Origin of the sequence: Mesorhizobium sp. M4B.F.Ca.ET.058.02.1.1 (assembly GCF_003952505.1) — a bacterium.
Lineage (GTDB): Bacteria > Pseudomonadota > Alphaproteobacteria > Rhizobiales > Rhizobiaceae > Mesorhizobium.
On the sequence record NZ_CP034450.1, the window covers coordinates 5659846 to 5677095 of the forward strand.

The window sequence follows — 17250 nt, forward strand, 5'->3', positions numbered from 1 at the left end:
CGCCGGTCTCTGTCGTCCGCAATTTCGCAAGCTTGGCGCCGCCCCTCACCTGCCTGCCGGCATTCTCTTCCCGTATAATGACGGGGCGAGGAGGGCTAATCACTCCGCCGGCTCGACGTTGGTGTAGGCGGCTTCCTCCAGCTCGCGCTTCAGCCGTGCTTCCTCATGCGTCTTCGGCGTAACGAAGCGGCCGAGCAGCAGATAGGCGACCGGGGTCAGGAACAGGGTCGAGACGGTGGCAAGGCCAAGCCCGCCGACGATCACCCAGCCGAGCGCGATGCGCGCCTCGGCGCCGGCGCCGACGGCCAGCACCAGCGGCACGCCGCCGAGCACGGTGCAGATCATTGTCATCATCACCGGGCGCAGGCGGATGATGGAGGCCTGCTCGATCGCCTCGCGCACGCCGAGCCCGCGATCGCGCAGCTGGTTGGCGAACTCGACGATCAGGATGCCGTTCTTGGCCATGACGCCGACCAGCAGCACCAGGCCGATCTGGCTGTAGGCATTGAGGCTGGTTCCCGAGAGCAGGAGGGCGAAGATCGCGCAGGCGAGGCCCAGCGGCACCGTCGCCATGATAATGATGGCGCTGACGAAGCTTTCGAACTGGGCGGCAAGCACCAGCAGGATGATGACCAGCGCGAAGCCGAAGATGGTGATCATGGCGCTGTTGGTCTCGCCCAGCGTCGCCGCCTCGGCGAGCGGCAGGATGCGGCTGCCCGGCGGCAAGAGCGGCGTGGCAATCTCCTCGGCGCGGCTCAGCGCGTCGCCGAGCGCGAAGTCGCCTGACAGGTTCGAGGTGATAGCGACCGACGGCTGCTGCTGCTCGCGCGTCAGCGATGGCGGCACGGCGCGTTCGGTCAGCGTCGCGATGGTCGACATCGGCAGGAAGCGACCGTCGCCGGTCTTAACGAAGATGTTCTCGAGGTCGGTCGGGTCGTTGATCGGGTTGGTCGTCGACACCAGCTTCACGCCATAGCTGCGGTCGGCGATATAGACGTCGACGACGTCGTTGCCGTCGAGCATGGCCTGCAATGTGTCGGCCAGCCCGGTGATGTCGATGCCGAGGTCGGAGGCGCGCTCGCGGTCGATGGCCACGGCCAGCTGGGGCTGGGTCGGGTCGACGGAGAGCCGTGGCGACTGGAAGCGCTGGTCCTTCTGCATCTCGGCGACGACCTTGCCCGCCGCCTCGCCGAGCGCCTTGCGGTCGTTGCCGACCAGCGCGAACTGCAGGCCGTTGCCGGCGCCGCGGATACCAAGGCTGTTGGGCTGCACCGGGAACACCCGCACGCTCGGCACCTGCCTTGTCAATCGGCTGATCTCGGCCACGATCTCCCGCTGGCTGCGCGCGCGTTCGTCCCACGGAGCCAGCGTCATCACCATGAAACCTGAGTTGTAGGCGCCGTTCTGGCCTGCGTTTTCGAAGGTGCTGCGGATCTCGCCGGATTCGCGCAGCAGCTGGATCAGCCTCTCGATCTTCTGCATCTGCTCGGTCGTGTAGTCGAGGCTGACGCCTTGCGGGGCGCTGATGCGCAACAAGACGACGGCGCGGTCCTCGCTCGGCGTCAGCTCCTGGCGGATGGTGCCGAAGAGGGTGAAGGCGATGCCGGCGAAGAGCAGCGCCACCAGCACCACCAGCCACGGCGCGCCGAGGCAGGCATGCAGGCAGCGCCGGTAGGTCGCGTTCAGCGCGCCGCCGATGCGGGCGCCGATGCCCTTGCCGCCTTCATGGTGGAGCGAGGCGCTGGACAGCATGCGCGAGGCGAGCATCGGGCAAAGGGTGAGTGCGACCACGCAGGACAGCAGCACCGACATCGCCAGCACAAAGCCGAATTCGCGAAACAGGCCGCCGGTCTGGCCGGGCAGGAAAGAGATCGGCACGAAGACGGCGACCAGCGTCAGCGTGGTGGCGATGACGGCGAAGAAGACCTCCTGCGCGCCAAGCACGGCCGCCGCGCGCGGCCCCATGCCCTGGTTGCGCCGGCGCACGATGTTTTCGAGCACGACGATGGCGTCATCGACGACGAGTCCGGTGGCCAGCACCAGCGCCAGCAGCGTCAGGATGTTGACCGAAAAGCCGGCGAGATAGATCGCGGCGATGGTGCCGATCATGGCGACCGGCATCGACAGGCCGGGGATCAGCGTTGCGCGCCAGTCGAGCAGGAAGGCGTAAATGACGATCAGCACAATCGAGACAGAGAGCGCCAGCGCGATCTCGACCTCGTGCACGGCGCCGTTGACAAAGACCGCGTCGTCGCTGGTGACCTTGATCGACATTCCCTGTGGCAAGTTCTCCTGCAGCTTGGCGACGGCCGCCCTGACGCCGGTCGAGATGTCCAGCGTGTTCGATTCCGCCTGACGGATGATGCCGAGGCCGATGCCGGTCTTGCCGTCCGAACGCAGCGCCGTCTGGCCGACATCGGGACCGAGCGTGACGGTTGCGACGTCGCGGATGCGCGTCTTGCCGGCGATGATGATGTTCTCGAACTCCTCCGGCGTCGTCACGTCGGCCGTGGTGCGCACGATCAGATCCTGGTTGGTGGTGGTGATCGAGCCAGCCGGCGAATCGAAGGCGACCGAGGCGAGCGCGGCCCGGAGATCGGCGACGGTGAAGCCGTGGCTGGCGAGCTTGTTCTGGTCGACGTCGATGCGGAAGATCTTGTCGCGCTCACCGGAAACCTGGACGTCGGCGACGCCCGGGACGGCGGCGAGCTCGTCCTCGATCTGATCCTGGACGATCACCGTCATGTCCTGCACCGACATGGTGTCGGAGGTGACCGCCAGCCGCATCACCGGCTCGGAATTGGCGTCGGCCTTGACGATGCGCGGCGTGTCGGCCGTGTCCGGTATCTGGTTGGAGATGCGGCTGACGGCGTCGCGCACATCGGAGGCGGCGACGTCGAGATCGACGCCGTCGTTGAACTCGATGGTGACACGGCTGTTGCCGAAGGAGGAAGTCGACGAGATAGACTTGACGCCGGAGACGCGCGCGACCGCGCCCTCGATCGTGTCGGTCAGCTCGCGGTCGACGGTCTCGGCTGCGGCGCCCTCGAAGGTGGTGCTGACGGTGATGACGGGACGGTCGACATCCGGCAGTTCACGGATCTCGACGCCATAGAAGGCGGCAAGGCCGGCGACCGCGATCAGTGTGTTCAGCACCAGGGCCATGACCGGCCGGCGAATGAACAGCGCGGTGAAGCCGCTCTCGCTGGCGGTGTTGGCGCCGCCGCTCATGGGCTGTCAGCTTCGGCGGCGCGCTGCTGCTCGCCGGCGATGCGGACCTCGCCGCCCTCGCTGACGCTCTGGGTGCCTTCGGTCACCACCATGTCGCCGCTGACGATCGGCGCGTCGATTAGCACTGTCTCGGTGTTGCGCTGGATGATGCGCACGGGAACGCGTTTGGCCTTGCCGTCCGCGACCGCCCAGACATAGGCGCCGTCGGAACCCCACAGGATGGCCAGCGGGCTAACCGCCGGATAGGAGTCGCCCGGAAATTTCATGCTGATCTGGAACGACATGCCGGCGCGCAGCGAATCCGCCGGGTTGGCGATTGTCGCCTTGACCAGCAGCGTGCGGCTGGCCTCGTCGATATGGTTGTCGATGGCCGAGACGGTGCCGGTGTAGGCCTGGCTCGGATTGGCGATCGGCGTCGCCGACAATTGCGCGCCGACCTTGACGGCGGCGGCGAAGCGCTCGGGCACCAGGAAGTCGACCAGGATCGAGGAGCGATCGTCGAGCGTGGCGATGGCCGACTGGCTGGTCACGTAATTGCCGGCGGAGATCGGCAGGATGCCGACCGTGCCCGCAATTGGGGCCACGATCGAGCGGCGCTGCAGGGCGAGCTCGGCGTCGCGCAGCGCCAGCTTGGCGTTGGCCAGCGCCACTTCCGCATCGGCGACGGCGACCGGCGTCGCGGCATTCGAGGCGCGCAGCGACTTCACCCGGTCGAGCTTGTCCTGAGCGTCCTGCAGGCCGACCTTGGCGCGGTCCTCGGCAATCACCTCGGTGTCGGAATCGAGGGTGGCGATGACCTGGCCCTTGTCGACATGGGTTCCGGAGGCGACCAGAAATTCGACGAGACGGCCGGAACTGTAAGGGTTGACCGTGACCGAGGCGTTGGCTCGGCCGGTGCCGATCGCCTGCAGGCGGTCGTTGATGGCGGCCGTGCTCGCCGGCAACGCGACGACATTCGCCGGTTGTCGGTTGCTGTCGCGGCTGCTTGCCTGCTTCGCCGCGTCGACGGCGCCGGTCGTCTGTGCCGATGTCGCGGCGTCGGCCCATTCGATACCCCAGCGTGCCAGCACCTCATGCGCGCCGGGGAAAAAACTTATCCAGGCGGCCGCGGCGGCCACCAGGATCACAAGCGCAAAAACGATCTGTTTCCAGGCGGCCATCGGCACTCCGGTCGGCAAAACGTCTACAGGTTTCCCCAAGCAAAAAACGCAGCAACGCACCCCGGCAATGTGCGAAGCCACGCGATATCATGGCTTTATGGCAATTCTGCCGCTGCCATGCACATTAAATCTGCGTAACGTTGGCGGCCGCCGGCACGGATACCGGGAGGTCAGCGCAAGCCTTCCAACTCGCGGATGCGCTTGGCGCCGTCAGCCTCAAGCTGTCTTGTGACGGCGCCGATCAGCGTCTCGGCGACGACGAAGAGGGCGGCCGAGGAATCCCAGGCCGAGGGCACAGCGGTGCGTCCGGCGATGACATGGCGGGCGAAGCGGGCGATCGGCGACAGCCATTGATCGGTGAACAGCACGATCTGAACGCCGCGCTGATGCGCGGTCTCGGCAAAGCGCACCAGACTGTCCTGGTAGCGCCTGATGTCGAAGATCACCAGCACGTCGCGCTTGCCCATGTCGATCAGCCGGTCGCGCCAGATGCTTTCCTGTCCGGCGAGGTGGTAGACGTCCGGCTGGACGATGGCGAGGTGCGCGGCCATGTAGCGCGCCAACGGATCGGTGAAACGGCCGCCGATCAGGAAGGTCTTGCCGCGCCTGGCGGCGAGCAGTGCCCCGATGTCGGCAAGCTGCTTCTCAGACAGGTGCCTGAAGGTCTCGCGCATGTTCTCGAGCGTCGCCTCCAGCATCGGCGACACCGCGCCGCCGCCGGGCGAGGCCGGGTTGAGCGTGCGCGACGCCGGCGACTGCAATTGCGCCGCCAGTTCGTCCTGCAGCGCCGACTGGAATTCCGGATAGTTCTGGAAGCCGAGGCGGGCGACGAAACGCAGGATCGTCGGCGAGGACACGCCGGCTGCGGCCGAAAATTCGGCAACCGTCTTCAGCCCGATCAACGGATAGTTGGCGATCAGCGTCTGCGCCGCGCGCCGCTCGCCGGCCGGCATGGCGCCAATGCGGTCGGAAATCAGTTCGGCGATGCTGGAGATCATGGTTTTCCCCCACCTATTTGCCCGGTCGACGCTATTCCCCGAAATCGCGTTTGACAAAGCCGGACAAACTGTATGAAATCATCCGCAAGGGCGCAATGAGACAAAATACGTAACATACGGTACATCGCTCTCCAGGGGACGACGGACTATGGAGACAGCACGGCCCTCCAGCCATGCAGAGCCTGACACCGTGAGGGTGACCAACCCCGGCGGATCGAGCCCGTTTGTTCTGACTTGCGACCACGCCTCCAACTTCCTGCCGGCCGAATTCGGCACGCTCGGCCTGCCGGCGGAGGATCTTTCCCGGCACATCGCCTGGGATCCCGGCGCGCTGCCGGTCGCCCACCGCATGGCCGCCGCGCTCGACGCCACGCTGGTCGAGACCGGCATCTCGCGCCTCGTCATCGACTGCAACCGGCCGCTCGATGCGCCGGACCTCGTGCCGCCGATAAGCGAGACCACGGTCATTCCCGGCAATGCCGGTCTGTCGGACAAGCAGCGCGCCCGGCGCATCGACCTGTCGTGGCGGCCGTTCCACGACACGATCGCGCGCATCATCGACGAGCGGCTGGCGCGCGGACGGGAAACGCGGCTGGTGTCGGTGCATTCCTTCACGCCGGTCTACAAGGGCAAAAGCCGGCCCTGGCATATCGGCATCATCCATGACGAGGACCGCCGGCTGGCGGTGCCCCTGATCGCGGCGCTCAAGCGGCTCGCCGGCGTCACCGTCGGCATCAACGAACCCTATTCGCCGGCCGACCGCGTCTATTTCACGCTGGAACGGCATGCGCGCTCGCGCGGCCTTGCCTGCGCGATGATCGAAATCCGCAACGACGAAATCTCCGGCGAGGCCGGGCAGCGGAAATGGGCGGATCTGCTCACCGGCATTTTTTCTGATCTGGAGCCCGAGGAGGCCAGCGGCTCCCGACAACGCGCAGTGGGAAAGTCAGTACAATCGGCCAGCTAAGAACTAAAGGGGACTTCAAATGACAGCACCGGGTTATACCGAAGTTGATAAGGCGGAGGACGTAAAGCACCTCCACAGCATGGGCTACGCCCAGGAACTGGAGCGGCGCCTCAGCCGCTTTTCGAATTTCGCGGTTTCGTTCTCGATCATCTGCATCCTGTCCGGCGGCATCAATTCGCTGGCGCAGGCCACCTCCGGCGCCGGCGGCATCGGCATCGGCATCGGCTGGCTGGTCGGCTGCTTCGTGTCGCTGACCTTCGCTGTCGCCATGTCGCAGATCAGCTCGGCCTATCCGACGGCCGGCGGCCTCTACCACTGGGGTTCGATCCTCGGCAATCGCGGCACCGGCTGGGTGACGGCCTGGCTCAACCTGCTCGGCCTGATCACTGTGCTCGGCGCCATCAATGTTGGCACCTGGACCTTCTTCGTCGGCGCCTTCGGACCGGCGCTGGGAATTGAAGGCAATCTGACCAACCAGATGATCTTCCTGATCATCATCACCGGCGCCCAGGCACTGATTAACCATCTCGGCATCAAGCTGACGGCGAAGCTCACCGACTTCTCCGGCTATCTCATCTTCTTTGGCTCGATCCTGATCGCGATCGTCTGCCTTGCCGCCGCCGAGACCTGGGACGTCAGCCGTCTCTTCACCTTCCACAACTACTCGGGCGATGCCGGCGCCGGCGTCTGGCCGTCGGTGTCGAACGCCTGGGTGTTCGCGCTCGGCCTGCTGCTGCCGATCTACACCATCACCGGCTACGACGCCTCGGCGCACACCTCCGAGGAAACCATCAAGGCGGCCAGTTCCGTGCCGCGCGCGATGGTCATGTCGGTCATCTGGTCGGCCGTCTTCGGCTACCTGTTCCTGGCCGCCTTCATCCTGATGATCCCGAACATGGACGATGCCGCCAAGCAGGGCTGGAACGTGTTCTTCTGGGCCTTCGACCAGCGTGTCAGCCCCGGCATCAAGGAGTTCGTCTACCTTGTGGTGTTTGTTGCCCAGCTGCTTTGCGGCCTGGCCACGGTGACCTCGGCTTCGCGCATGATCTTCGCCTTCTCGCGTGACGGCGGCCTGCCGGGTTCGGCGGCACTCGCCAAGGTCAGCCCGACCTATCGCACGCCGGTGGCGGCGATCTGGACGGCGTCGATCCTGTCGGTGCTGTTCGTCTGGGGCTCGACCCTGGTTTCGGTCGCCGGCACCTCGGCCTACACCATCGTGGTGTCCTGCACGGTCATCTTCCTGTTCCTCTCCTTCACCGTGCCGATCGTGCTCGGCATGCTGGCCTGGGGCACGCCGAAGTGGGACAAGATGGGCCCGTGGAACATGGGGCGTGCGATCTTCATGCTGTTCGGCGTCCTCTCCATTCTGTCGATGATCCTGATCTTCGTCATCGGCATCCAGCCGCCGAACGACTGGGCGCTCTACATCACCGTCGGCTTCTTCATCCTGACGGCGATCGTGTGGTTCGCGTTCGAGCGCAACCGCTTCCAGGGCCCGCCGCTTGGCGACATCATCGCGGCGCGCCAGGCAGCGATCAAGGCAGCCGAACAGGCGGTCGGCGAGACCGGCCACTGACGTCTATTTCCATGGCCATGGCCGGCCTGGCGCCGGCCATGGTTTCGTTCCCCCTCTCAAAAGACCAAGCGCTGGAGTGCCAAAGGAATGGCCGGAAATTTCTCGTTCGATCAATTGAAGAAAGCGGTCTCCAATGGCGAGATCGACACGGTGCTGGCCTGCATCGTCGACATGCAGGGCCGGCTCGCGGGAAAGCGCTTCCTGGCCCAGTATTTCGTCGATTCCGCGCATGGCGAGACGCATGGCTGCAACTATCTGCTGGCCTGCGACATCGATATGGAGCCGGTGCCGGGCTACAAGGCGGCAAGCTGGTCGAAGGGCTATGGCGACTTCGTCATGAAGCCGGACCTGGCGACGCTGCGGCGGCTGCCGTGGCTGGAAAAGACGGCGCTGGTGATCTGCGACGTGCTCGATCACCACGACCATGAAGATCTGGCGCATTCGCCGCGCGCCATCCTGAAGAAGCAGGTCAAGCGGCTGAAGGATCGCGGCTATATCGGCTACTTCGCCTCCGAGCTCGAATTCTACCTGTTCAACGAGACCTACGATTCCGCCCGCAAGAAGCACTGGCAGGGCCTCGACTCGGCCTCGCCCTACATCGGCGACTACCAGATCGGCATCACCACCAAGGAAGAAGGCGTGATGCGCCGGCTGCGCAACGAGATGGAAGCCGCCGGCATTCCGATCGAGAACTCCAAGGGCGAATGGGGCCCGGGCCAGGAAGAGATCAACGTGCGCTACGCGGAAGCGCTCGATATGGCCGACCGCCATGTCATCCTGAAGAACGGCGCCAAGGAGATCGCCGATTCCGAGGGCAAGTCGATCTCCTTCATGGCCAAGTACAATTACGGGCTCGCCGGCAACTCCAGCCACATCCACAATTCGCTGTGGAGCGCCGACGGCAAGACGCCCCTATTCTTCGACAAAAGCGCCGAATGGACGTTGTCGACGCTCGGCCAGCACTGGGCGGCCGGCCAGATCAAATACGCCAAGGAGTTCACCTGGTTCCTGGCGCCCTACATCAATTCCTACAAGCGCTTCCAGGCCGGCACCTTCGCGCCGACCAAGATCATGTGGAGCGAGGACAACCGCACCGCCGGCTTCCGCCTGTGCGGCGAGGGCACCAAGGGCATCCGCATGGAATGCCGGATAGGAGGCGCCGACCTCAACCCCTATCTCGCCTTCGCGGCGCTGATCGCATCCGGCCTTGCCGGCATCGACGAGAAGCTGGAACTGCAGAAGCCGTTCGTCGGTGACGCCTACCAGGCCTCGCGCCTGCCGGAGATTCCGAAGACGCTGCGCGACGCCACCGAGACGCTGTCGAAGTCGAAGATGCTGAAGCAGGCCTTCGGCGAGGATGTTGTCGAACACTATGTGCATACGGCCCGCTGGGAGCAGTTCGAATACGACCGCCGCATCACGGATTGGGAACTGCACAGGGGGTTCGAGCGATACTAAAGCTGTAATCCGCGTTGACTGAACCTAACTAAAGCTGTAATTTCTCAGTTAGGCTCAAGGAGCGCGAAATGGGAAAATATTCGCCTTTGCGTACGTATCTCATGGCTCAGACCCGTGAACGGATTCCGATGTCGTTCAAGGACATCGAGAGGCTGCTTGGCGAGAAGTTGCCGGCGTCCAAGCAATATCCGGCCTGGTGGAGCAACAATCCCAGCAACAATCCAATGACAAAGGAATGGCTGGCTGCGGGATTCCAGACGGAGTCGGTCAACATCGCAGGCGAGAATCTGATCTTTCGACGCTCTAAGGCAGATGCTTGGCAAGGAAGTGGTCAAGCATATGGCAAGTCTGCAGGCGGGCTAACCGAGGCAAGGAGTTCGGGGCGTCGTCCCGGCTTCATCGAGGACAAGGTGGATTTCAATAATGCTCCGCACATGAGCGGCGAGAACGAGGAATATATCGTGCCGCCACGCGGCGCCGATCCGTTGTTTGGATGCATGGCCGGGACGCTCACGCTTCTTCCGGACGTCGACTACACAGCTCCCGCGGATACGGACTGGGGCAAAGTGTATGACGATTGACGGAGTGTTGCTGGACACGTGCTTCATGCTGTGGCTGTCGACCGAGCAGCCGGTTGCGAGAACGGCTGTTGATAGAGTGACCAGTGCGCGAAAAAATGGCGACGTGATCGCCGTTTCGATCATGTCGGCTTGGGAAATCGGCATGCTTGTGTCGAAGGGCCGGCTTCCATTCATCAAGTCGCCGCTCGGTTGGTTCGAAGGGTTCGTGCAAGCCGGTGCGACGAGCGTCGAGGGGATCGACAGCGAGCTTCTGGTGGAGTCCTCGTTTCTGCCCGGCGTCGTTCACAACGATCCGACGGACCGGATCATCATAGCCACTGCCCGCTCGAAGAACCTCGCAATCATTACCCGCGATCGCGCCATCCTTGCTTATGGCGCGGCCGGCTTTGTCAAAACAGTCCCTTGTTGATTTTGGAGACGCCTTCTTGGAAACGGTCAAACTCAAATCCCCCATCGACGGCTCGATCTATGCGGAGCGGCCGATCGCCACCGACCAGGCGATCAATGCCGCGGTCGAGCGCGCCAAGGCGGCGCAGGAGAAGTGGGCCGAAACACCGGTCGTCGAGCGCGGCAAGTACATGCTGGCGATGCTCGAAGCGCTGGTCGCCATGACTGACGAGATCGTGCCGGAGATCGCCTGGCAGATGGGCCGCCCGGTGCGCTATGGCGGCGAGTTCGGCGGCGTCAAGGAACGCGTCAACTACATGGTCGAGATCGCCGAGCAGGCGTTGAAGCCGGTCCTGGCCTCCAACCCGAAGGACGGCTTCCGCCGCTATGTGAAGAAGGTGCCGCTCGGCGTGGTCATGGTCATCGCGCCGTGGAACTACCCTTATCTCACCGCCGTCAACACCATCGTGCCGGCGCTGATGGCCGGCAGCGCCGTCATCCTCAAGCACGCGGCGCAGACGCTTTTGGTCGGCGAGCGTTTTCAGCAGGCCTTCGACAGAGCTGGCCTGCCCAAGGGCCTGTTCCAGAACCTGGTCATGAACCACGGCCAGACCGAGAAGCTGCTCGGCTCCGGCAAGATCGACCATGTCAACTTCACCGGCTCGGTCGCAGGCGGTCGCGCCATCGAGAAAGCCGCGGCCGGTACTTTCATGAGCCTCGGCCTCGAGCTCGGCGGCAAGGATCCGGCCTATGTGCTGCCCGACGCCAAGATGGATCATGCGGTCGCCAATCTGGTCGACGGCGCCTTTTTCAATTCCGGCCAGTGCTGCTGTGGCATCGAGCGCGTCTATGTTCACGAGAAGGTCTATGACGAGTTTGTCGAGGGCTTCATTGCCGAGACCAGGAACTATGTCGTCGGCAATCCGCTGGAGCAGGCGACGACGCTGGGGCCGATGGCGCAGGCACGCTTCGCCGACCTGATCCGCGAGCAGAAGGCCGAGGCGCTGCGCAAAGGCGCAACGGCGCATGTCAACATGAAGGTCGCCGAGGACAAGGCAGGCTCGCCCTATCTGGCGCCGGAAGTGCTGACCAATGTCGACCACCAGATGGGCGTCATGCGCGAGGAGAGCTTCGGGCCGATCGTCGGCATCATGAAGGTGCGCAACGACGAGGAGGCCATCGCGCTGATGAACGACAGTCCCTACGGGCTGACGGCATCTATCTGGACGCGCGACACCGAACGCGCTGTCGCGATCGGCGACCGCGTCGAGACCGGAACCGTATTCATGAACCGCTGCGACTATCTCGATCCGGCGCTGGTCTGGACCGGCGTCAAGGACACCGGCAAGGGCGCGGCGCTCTCGGCCATAGGGTACGACAATCTGACCCGGCCGAAATCATTCCACCTGCGTGAAGCGATCTGATTTTTTTCGAAAGACAAGCAATGTCCAAGCTCATCTCCAAATGGAACTACCCGACCACCGTCCGCTTCGGCGCCGGCCGCATCAAGGAACTGCCAGACGTGTTGGCAGCCACAGGCATCAAGCAGCCGCTCTTCGTCACCGATCCTGGGCTGGCGAAATTGCCGGTCGTCGCCTCGACGCTGAAGATTCTCGACGACGCCAAAGTTCCGTATGGCGTGTTTTCCGAGGTGAAGCCGAACCCGGTCGATTCCAACCTGACCGCCGGGATCGCGGTGTTCAAGAAGGGCAAGCATGACGGCGTCATCGCCTTCGGCGGCGGCTCGGCGCTCGACCTCGGCAAGCTGATCGCCTTCCAGGCCGGGCAGACGCGGCCGGTGTGGGACTTCGAGGATGTCGGCGACTGGTGGACGAGAGCCGATTCCGACGCGATCGCGCCGATCATCGCGGTGCCGACCACCGCCGGCACCGGTTCGGAAGTCGGCCGCGCCGGCGTCATCACCAACGAGGCGACGCACACCAAGAAGGTCATCTTCCATCCGAAGCTCCTGCCGGCGATCGTGATCGCCGATCCGGAGCTGTCGGTCGGCATGCCGGGCTTCATCACCGCCGGCACCGGCATGGACGCGCTGGCGCACTGCCTCGAAGCCTATTGCGCGCCGGGCTATCATCCGATGGCTGACGGCATCGCGGTGGAAGGCATTCGGCTGGTGTTCGAGAACCTGCCCAGGGCCTTCGCCAACGGCAAGGACCTGGTCGCCCGCGCCCATATGATGAGCGCCGCGGCGATGGGCGCGGCGGCCTTCCAGAAGGGGCTGGGCGCCATCCACTCGCTGTCGCACCCGATCGGCGCGCTCTACGACACCCATCACGGCATGACCAACGCCGTGTTCATGCCCTACGTGCTGGCCTTCAACCGCGACGCCATCGACGAGCGCATCGCCCGGCTCGCCGCCTATTGCGGCATCAAGGGCGGCTTCGACGGTTTCGCCAAGGCGATCATCAAGCTGCGCAAGGAGCTCAAGGTGCCGCATGCGCTGCCCGGCCTGATCAAGGGCCTCGACATGGACAAGAAGCGCAAGGGGCTGATCGCCGACATGGCGGTGGTCGATCCGACCGCCAGCGGCAACCCGGTCAAGCTGACCAAGAAAGGGGCACTCACGCTGCTTGAAAACGCCATCGCCGGCGCGGTGTGAGCGGCGATCGCGGCGCCGGAAATTGATCTTGAAACGAGGGGAAAGGGAAGGGGATAGGGCAAAAGGCAAGGAGCGGAATGCTTAGCCGGAAAAATAATCGCGGAGCGATTGCTACAACCGGTTAAAAAGAGTTTACTTTTTCGTACTGCGGCGTGCCGGTTTCACAAAGCTTTCATCTGGCTGTCACACGAAAACGATACCGCATCGCAGGCGTCCAACGGCGTCAGTTCAACGGAGAGAACACATGTTCAAATTCACGGGGAAAGTGCTTTCCCTTTCGGCCGCGACCCTGATGGTGTCGTCGGTGATTTCGTCCGCGGCTTCGCTGGATGAACTCGTCAAGGCGGCCAAGGCGGAGGGCGAGCTCACCACGATCGCGCTGCCGCATGACTGGTGCGGTTACGGCGCCGTCATCGATGGCTTCAAGGCGAAGTATCCGGAGATCAAGATCAACGAACTCAACCCGGATGCCGGCTCGGGCGACGAGATCGAGGCGATCAAGGCCAACAAGGACAACAAGGGCCCGCAGGCGCCTGACGTCATCGACGTCGGCCTGTCCTTCGGCCCGTCGGCAAAGGCTGATGGCCTGATCCAGGCCTACAAGGTGTCGACCTGGGACTCGATCCCGGACAGCGCCAAGGATGCGGATGGCTTCTGGACCGGCGACTATTACGGCGTGCTGTCCTTCCTGGTGAACAAGGATCTGGTCAAGGAAGCGCCGGCTGACTGGGCCGACCTCTTGAAGGCAGACTATGCCAACACGGTTGCCCTCGCCGGTGACCCGCGCGCCTCGAACCAGGCCATCCAGGCCGTCTACGCCGCCGGCCTTTCCGGTGGCGCGGCCGCTGGTGAAGCCGCCGGCACCGCCGGTCTCGACTTCTTCAAGAAGCTCAACGCCGCCGGCAATTTCGTGCCGGTCATCGGCAAGCCGGCGACGCTCGCCCAGGGCCAGACGCCGATCCTGGTCACCTGGGATTACAACGCGCTTGCCGGCCGCGACACGCTGAAGGGCAACCCGCCGGTCGATGTCGTCGTGCCGAAGACCGGCGTCGTCGCCGGCGTCTACGTGCAGGCGATCAGCGCCTACGCGCCGCACCCGAATGCTGCCAAGCTATGGCTCGAGTATCTCTACTCCGACGAAGGCCAGATCGGCTGGCTGAAGGGCTATTGCCACCCGATCCGCTTCAACGACCTCGCCAAGAACGGCAAACTCCCGGCCGACGTGATGGCCAAGCTGCCGCCGGCCGAGGCCTATGCATCGGCTGTCTTCCCGACCCTCGACGAACAGGGCAAGGCCAAGGAAGCCATCACCAAGAACTGGGATGCCGTTGTCGGCGCCAACGTGAAGTAACACAATGTAAGGGCCGGGCGGCCTTGGCCGCCCGGCTCCTCTCCAAGACGGTAGCCGGCGCATGACCGATCTCTCGCTCTCCAACCAGGCCATTGCGGGGAAGACCGCGCCGCCCGCCGAGGGGCGAAGGCTGCGGCTGCCGACGCAGTGGCTCGGCGTCACGCCGTTCTTCGTCTTCGCGATCATGTTCCTGATCCTGCCCACGCTGTACCTGATGCTGGGCGCCTTCCAGAACGACGCAGGCGAGTTCACGCTCGAAAACATCGCGGCCCTGGCGCAGCCGTCGATCGTTGCCGCCTACTGGATTTCCATCAAGGTCAGCCTTGCCTCGGCTCTGATTGGCGCCTTCGCCGGGCTCGCCATCGCCATTGCCATCGTGCGTGGCGGCCTGCCGGACTGGATACGCTCGGCGACGCTGACATTTTCCGGTGTCGCTTCCAATTTCGCCGGCGTGCCGCTGGCCTTCGCCTTCCTTGCCACGCTGGGCCGGCTCGGGCTCGCCACCGTCATCCTGAACACCGTGTTCGGCCTGAACATCTACGCGCACGGCTTCAACATCCTGTCCTTCTGGGGCCTGACGCTGACTTATGTCTACTTCCAGATCCCACTGATGGTGGTCATCATCACGCCGGCTATCGACGGGCTGAAGAAGGAATGGGGTGAAGCTGCCGCGACGCTCGGCGCGACCACGGCGCAGTATTGGCGCATGGTGGTCATTCCGGTGATCTGGCCGAGCTTCCTCGGCACCGTGATCCTGCTCTTCGCCAACGCCTTCGGGGCGATCGCCACCGCCTATGCGCTGACTGGTTCCTCGCTCAACATCGTGCCGATCCTGCTCTACGCGCAGATCCGTGGCGACGTATTGCACAACGCGCATCTCGGCTATGCGATCGCCTTCGGCATGATCGTCATCACCGGTCTCGCCAATGTCTTCTACATCTGGTTCCGGACCCGCTCGGAGAGGTGGCTCAAATGAAGTCCGGCAGATTCTGGGCCTGGGTCGTCTTTGCGCTGGGCGCGGCCTATTTCTTCATTCCGCTGATCGCGACCGTCGAATTCTCGATGCGCATGCGGCGCGGCGCCTATTCGTTCGACGCCTATCAGATCGTGCTGGGGGACGAACGCTTCCAGGCCACCTTCATGTATTCGGTGGTCGCGGCGATCTTCACCATCATCCTCGGCGTGCTGATCGTGGTGCCCGCGGCCTACTGGATCCGGCTGCGTCTGCCGCAGATCAGGCCGGTGGTCGAGTTCATCACGCTGTTGCCGCTGGTCATTCCGGCCATCGTCATCGTCTTCGGCTACATCCGGATGTACGGCTCCAACTCGCCGCTGCCGTTCCTCGCCAGCGACACCGGCACCAACGCCCTGCTGGTCATCGGCTATGCGACGCTGGCGCTGCCCTACATGTACCGGGCGGTTGATACCGGGCTGCGCACCATCGATGTCAGGACGCTGACGGAAGCGGCGCAGATCCTCGGCGCCGGCTGGGGGACGATCATCACCCGTGTCATCCTGCCCAATGTGCTGATCGCGGTCTTGTCGGGCGCCTTCTTGACCTTCGCCATCGTCATCGGCGAATTCACCATGGCGAGCCTGCTCAATCGGCCGGCCTTCGGACCGTATCTGCAGAATATCGGCGCCAACCGCGCCTATGAGCCGGCGGCGCTTGCCATCATCGCCTTCGCCATTACCTGGGGCTGCATGTCGCTGATCCAGATCCTGTCCCGCTTCGCGCCGAAATCGGCGAACCGCCCCAATTGAACGACAAGCACTGAAAGTCAAAGCCATGGCCGAGCCGTTCCTCTCCATCCAGCATGTGCGAAAGTCCTTCGGCGCCACGACTGTGGTCGAGGATTTCAACCTCGACGTTGCGCCGGGCGAGTTCGTCTCCTTCCTTGGCCCATCGGGCTGCGGCAAGACGACTGTGCTGCGCATGGTCGCCGGTTTCGAGGAGCCGAGCGCCGGCAAGATCGTCGTGGCTGGCAAGGACATCACGCGGCTGAAGCCCAACCAGCGCAATGTCGGCATGGTGTTCCAGGCCTACGCGCTGTTCCCCAACCTGACGGTGGCGCAGAATATCGGCTTCGGGCTGAAGGTGGCGGGGATGCAGAAGGCCGCCATCGATTCCCGCGTTGCCGAGATGCTCGACATCATAAAGCTGCCGCAGATGGCCGACCGCTATCCCTACCAGCTTTCGGGTGGCCAGCAGCAGCGCATCGCGCTGGCGCGCGCGATCGCGCCGAAGCCGAAGCTCTTGCTGCTCGACGAGCCGCTGTCGGCGCTCGATGCAAAGGTGCGCGTGTCGCTGCGCGAGGAGATCCGCTCGATCCAGAAGAAGCTCGGCATCACCACCATTTTCGTCACCCACGACCAGGAAGAAGCGCTGTCGATCTCCGACCGCATCGCGGTCATGTATGGCGGCAAGGCCGAGCAAGTCGGCACGCCGTTCGAGATCTACAACCGGCCGGCGACCAAGTTCGTCGCCAATTTCGTCGGCACACTCAACGTGCTGGAAGGCAAGGTCACCGACCCGGCATCTGGCAAAGTGCAGGTCAACACGCAGGAAGTCTCGCTCAAGGGCAAGCTCAACGGTTCGAAATCCGGCGACACGCTGTCGCTGGCGCTCAGGCCCGAGGCGATTTCGCTGGGGCGGCAACCCGGCCATGACACCAGCCTTTCCGGCGAGATCGCCGAAGTGCACTTCCTCGGCTCGGTCATCCGGGTGCGCGTCGGCATTGGCGGCAACACGGTGTCGCTCGACACGTTCAACAACTCGACGACGCCACCGCCCGTGGTCGGCGAGAAGGCGGACATCTCGTTCTCGTCCGGCGACATGCTGGTGCTGCACTAGCAAAGCGGCAGGAGCGCAATTTCGAGCCGGTGCATCACCTCCCATAGCGATCAGCGTGGGACGATCCGAC

General features: G+C 64.1%; 14 protein-coding genes. 11 read left to right on the plus strand and 3 right to left on the minus strand.

Annotated features, from left to right (window positions below; genetic code table 11):
- Positions 1-99 precede the first annotated feature (99 nt).
- The 3 genes from EJ073_RS27575 to EJ073_RS27585 form a co-directional block, all read right to left on the minus strand.
- Complete coding sequence (locus tag EJ073_RS27575) at positions 100-3231, minus strand: efflux RND transporter permease subunit (RefSeq protein ID WP_126058379.1); 3132 nt, start codon at positions 3229-3231, stop codon at positions 100-102.
- Positions 3228-4391: an efflux RND transporter periplasmic adaptor subunit gene (locus EJ073_RS27580; protein WP_126058380.1), complete on the minus strand. Its 1164-nt coding sequence runs from the start codon at positions 4389-4391 to the stop codon at positions 3228-3230. The genes EJ073_RS27575 and EJ073_RS27580 overlap by 4 nt, the downstream gene beginning before the upstream one ends.
- Before the next feature lie 170 nt (positions 4392-4561).
- A complete protein-coding gene (locus EJ073_RS27585; protein WP_126058381.1) occupies positions 4562-5389 on the minus strand; it encodes a MurR/RpiR family transcriptional regulator in 828 nt (275 codons plus the stop codon).
- 148 nt (positions 5390-5537) lie between these two features.
- On the opposite strand from EJ073_RS27585, the gene EJ073_RS27590 reads away from it, so the two are divergent.
- The 11 genes from EJ073_RS27590 to EJ073_RS27640 all read left to right on the plus strand — a co-directional run bounded on the left by EJ073_RS27590 (position 5538) and on the right by EJ073_RS27640 (position 17180).
- On the plus strand, positions 5538-6356 hold the full coding sequence (locus tag EJ073_RS27590) for an N-formylglutamate amidohydrolase (RefSeq protein WP_126058382.1): 819 nt from the start codon (positions 5538-5540) through the stop codon (positions 6354-6356).
- Between the two features lie 19 nt (positions 6357-6375).
- Positions 6376-7932: an amino acid permease gene (locus EJ073_RS27595; protein ID WP_126058383.1), complete on the plus strand. Its 1557-nt coding sequence runs from the start codon at positions 6376-6378 to the stop codon at positions 7930-7932.
- 87 nt (positions 7933-8019) lie between these two features.
- Entirely contained in the window at positions 8020-9390 is a 1371-nt protein-coding gene (locus EJ073_RS27600; RefSeq protein ID WP_126058384.1) for a glutamine synthetase family protein, read from the plus strand.
- A 68-nt stretch (positions 9391-9458) separates the two neighbouring features.
- Positions 9459-9971 (plus strand): hypothetical protein, encoded by a 513-nt coding sequence (locus tag EJ073_RS27605; protein WP_126058385.1) that lies wholly within the window; start codon positions 9459-9461, stop codon positions 9969-9971.
- Positions 9961-10380, plus strand: coding sequence for a type II toxin-antitoxin system VapC family toxin (locus EJ073_RS27610; protein ID WP_126058386.1), 420 nt, complete (start codon positions 9961-9963; stop codon positions 10378-10380). Before EJ073_RS27605 ends, EJ073_RS27610 begins: the two co-directional genes overlap by 11 nt.
- Entirely contained in the window at positions 10343-11782 is a 1440-nt protein-coding gene (locus tag EJ073_RS27615) for an aldehyde dehydrogenase family protein (RefSeq protein ID WP_126058387.1), read from the plus strand. Before EJ073_RS27610 ends, EJ073_RS27615 begins: the two co-directional genes overlap by 38 nt.
- A 20-nt stretch (positions 11783-11802) precedes the next feature.
- On the plus strand, positions 11803-12975 hold the full coding sequence (locus EJ073_RS27620) for an iron-containing alcohol dehydrogenase (RefSeq protein WP_126058388.1): 1173 nt from the start codon (positions 11803-11805) through the stop codon (positions 12973-12975).
- Positions 12976-13219: 244 nt separating this feature from the next.
- Positions 13220-14326, plus strand: coding sequence for an ABC transporter substrate-binding protein (locus tag EJ073_RS27625; RefSeq protein ID WP_126058389.1), 1107 nt, complete (start codon positions 13220-13222; stop codon positions 14324-14326).
- A gap of 61 nt (positions 14327-14387) precedes the next feature.
- A complete protein-coding gene (locus EJ073_RS27630; RefSeq protein WP_126058390.1) occupies positions 14388-15302 on the plus strand; it encodes an ABC transporter permease subunit in 915 nt (304 codons plus the stop codon).
- The gene (locus tag EJ073_RS27635) at positions 15299-16090 is read left to right on the plus strand and encodes an ABC transporter permease (protein WP_126058391.1); all 792 of its coding nucleotides are present in this window, start codon (positions 15299-15301) and stop codon (positions 16088-16090) included. The genes EJ073_RS27630 and EJ073_RS27635 overlap by 4 nt, the downstream gene beginning before the upstream one ends.
- Positions 16091-16115: 25 nt before the next feature.
- On the plus strand, positions 16116-17180 hold the full coding sequence (locus tag EJ073_RS27640) for an ABC transporter ATP-binding protein (RefSeq protein ID WP_126058392.1): 1065 nt from the start codon (positions 16116-16118) through the stop codon (positions 17178-17180).
- The last annotated feature ends 70 nt before the right edge of the window (positions 17181-17250 follow it).

What these genes read in the sequence shown, in the direction of transcription:
- EJ073_RS27600 (WP_126058384.1), top strand. Translation starts at nt 8,020, where the DNA reads ATGGCCGGAAATTTCTCGTTCGATCAATTGAAGAAAGCGGTCTCCAAT.
- EJ073_RS27625 (WP_126058389.1), top strand. Translation starts at nt 13,220, where the DNA reads ATGTTCAAATTCACGGGGAAAGTGCTTTCCCTTTCGGCCGCGACCCTG.
- EJ073_RS27605 (WP_126058385.1), top strand. Translation starts at nt 9,459, where the DNA reads ATGGGAAAATATTCGCCTTTGCGTACGTATCTCATGGCTCAGACCCGT.
- EJ073_RS27610 (WP_126058386.1), top strand. Translation starts at nt 9,961, where the DNA reads ATGACGATTGACGGAGTGTTGCTGGACACGTGCTTCATGCTGTGGCTG.
- EJ073_RS27630 (WP_126058390.1), top strand. Translation starts at nt 14,388, where the DNA reads ATGACCGATCTCTCGCTCTCCAACCAGGCCATTGCGGGGAAGACCGCG.
- EJ073_RS27575 (WP_126058379.1), bottom strand. Translation starts at nt 3,231, where the DNA reads ATGAGCGGCGGCGCCAACACCGCCAGCGAGAGCGGCTTCACCGCGCTG.
- EJ073_RS27590 (WP_126058382.1), top strand. Translation starts at nt 5,538, where the DNA reads ATGGAGACAGCACGGCCCTCCAGCCATGCAGAGCCTGACACCGTGAGG.
- EJ073_RS27640 (WP_126058392.1), top strand. Translation starts at nt 16,116, where the DNA reads ATGGCCGAGCCGTTCCTCTCCATCCAGCATGTGCGAAAGTCCTTCGGC.
- EJ073_RS27580 (WP_126058380.1), bottom strand. Translation starts at nt 4,391, where the DNA reads ATGGCCGCCTGGAAACAGATCGTTTTTGCGCTTGTGATCCTGGTGGCC.
- EJ073_RS27635 (WP_126058391.1), top strand. Translation starts at nt 15,299, where the DNA reads ATGAAGTCCGGCAGATTCTGGGCCTGGGTCGTCTTTGCGCTGGGCGCG.
- EJ073_RS27615 (WP_126058387.1), top strand. Translation starts at nt 10,343, where the DNA reads ATGGCGCGGCCGGCTTTGTCAAAACAGTCCCTTGTTGATTTTGGAGAC.
- EJ073_RS27585 (WP_126058381.1), bottom strand. Translation starts at nt 5,389, where the DNA reads ATGATCTCCAGCATCGCCGAACTGATTTCCGACCGCATTGGCGCCATG.
- EJ073_RS27595 (WP_126058383.1), top strand. Translation starts at nt 6,376, where the DNA reads ATGACAGCACCGGGTTATACCGAAGTTGATAAGGCGGAGGACGTAAAG.
- EJ073_RS27620 (WP_126058388.1), top strand. Translation starts at nt 11,803, where the DNA reads ATGTCCAAGCTCATCTCCAAATGGAACTACCCGACCACCGTCCGCTTC.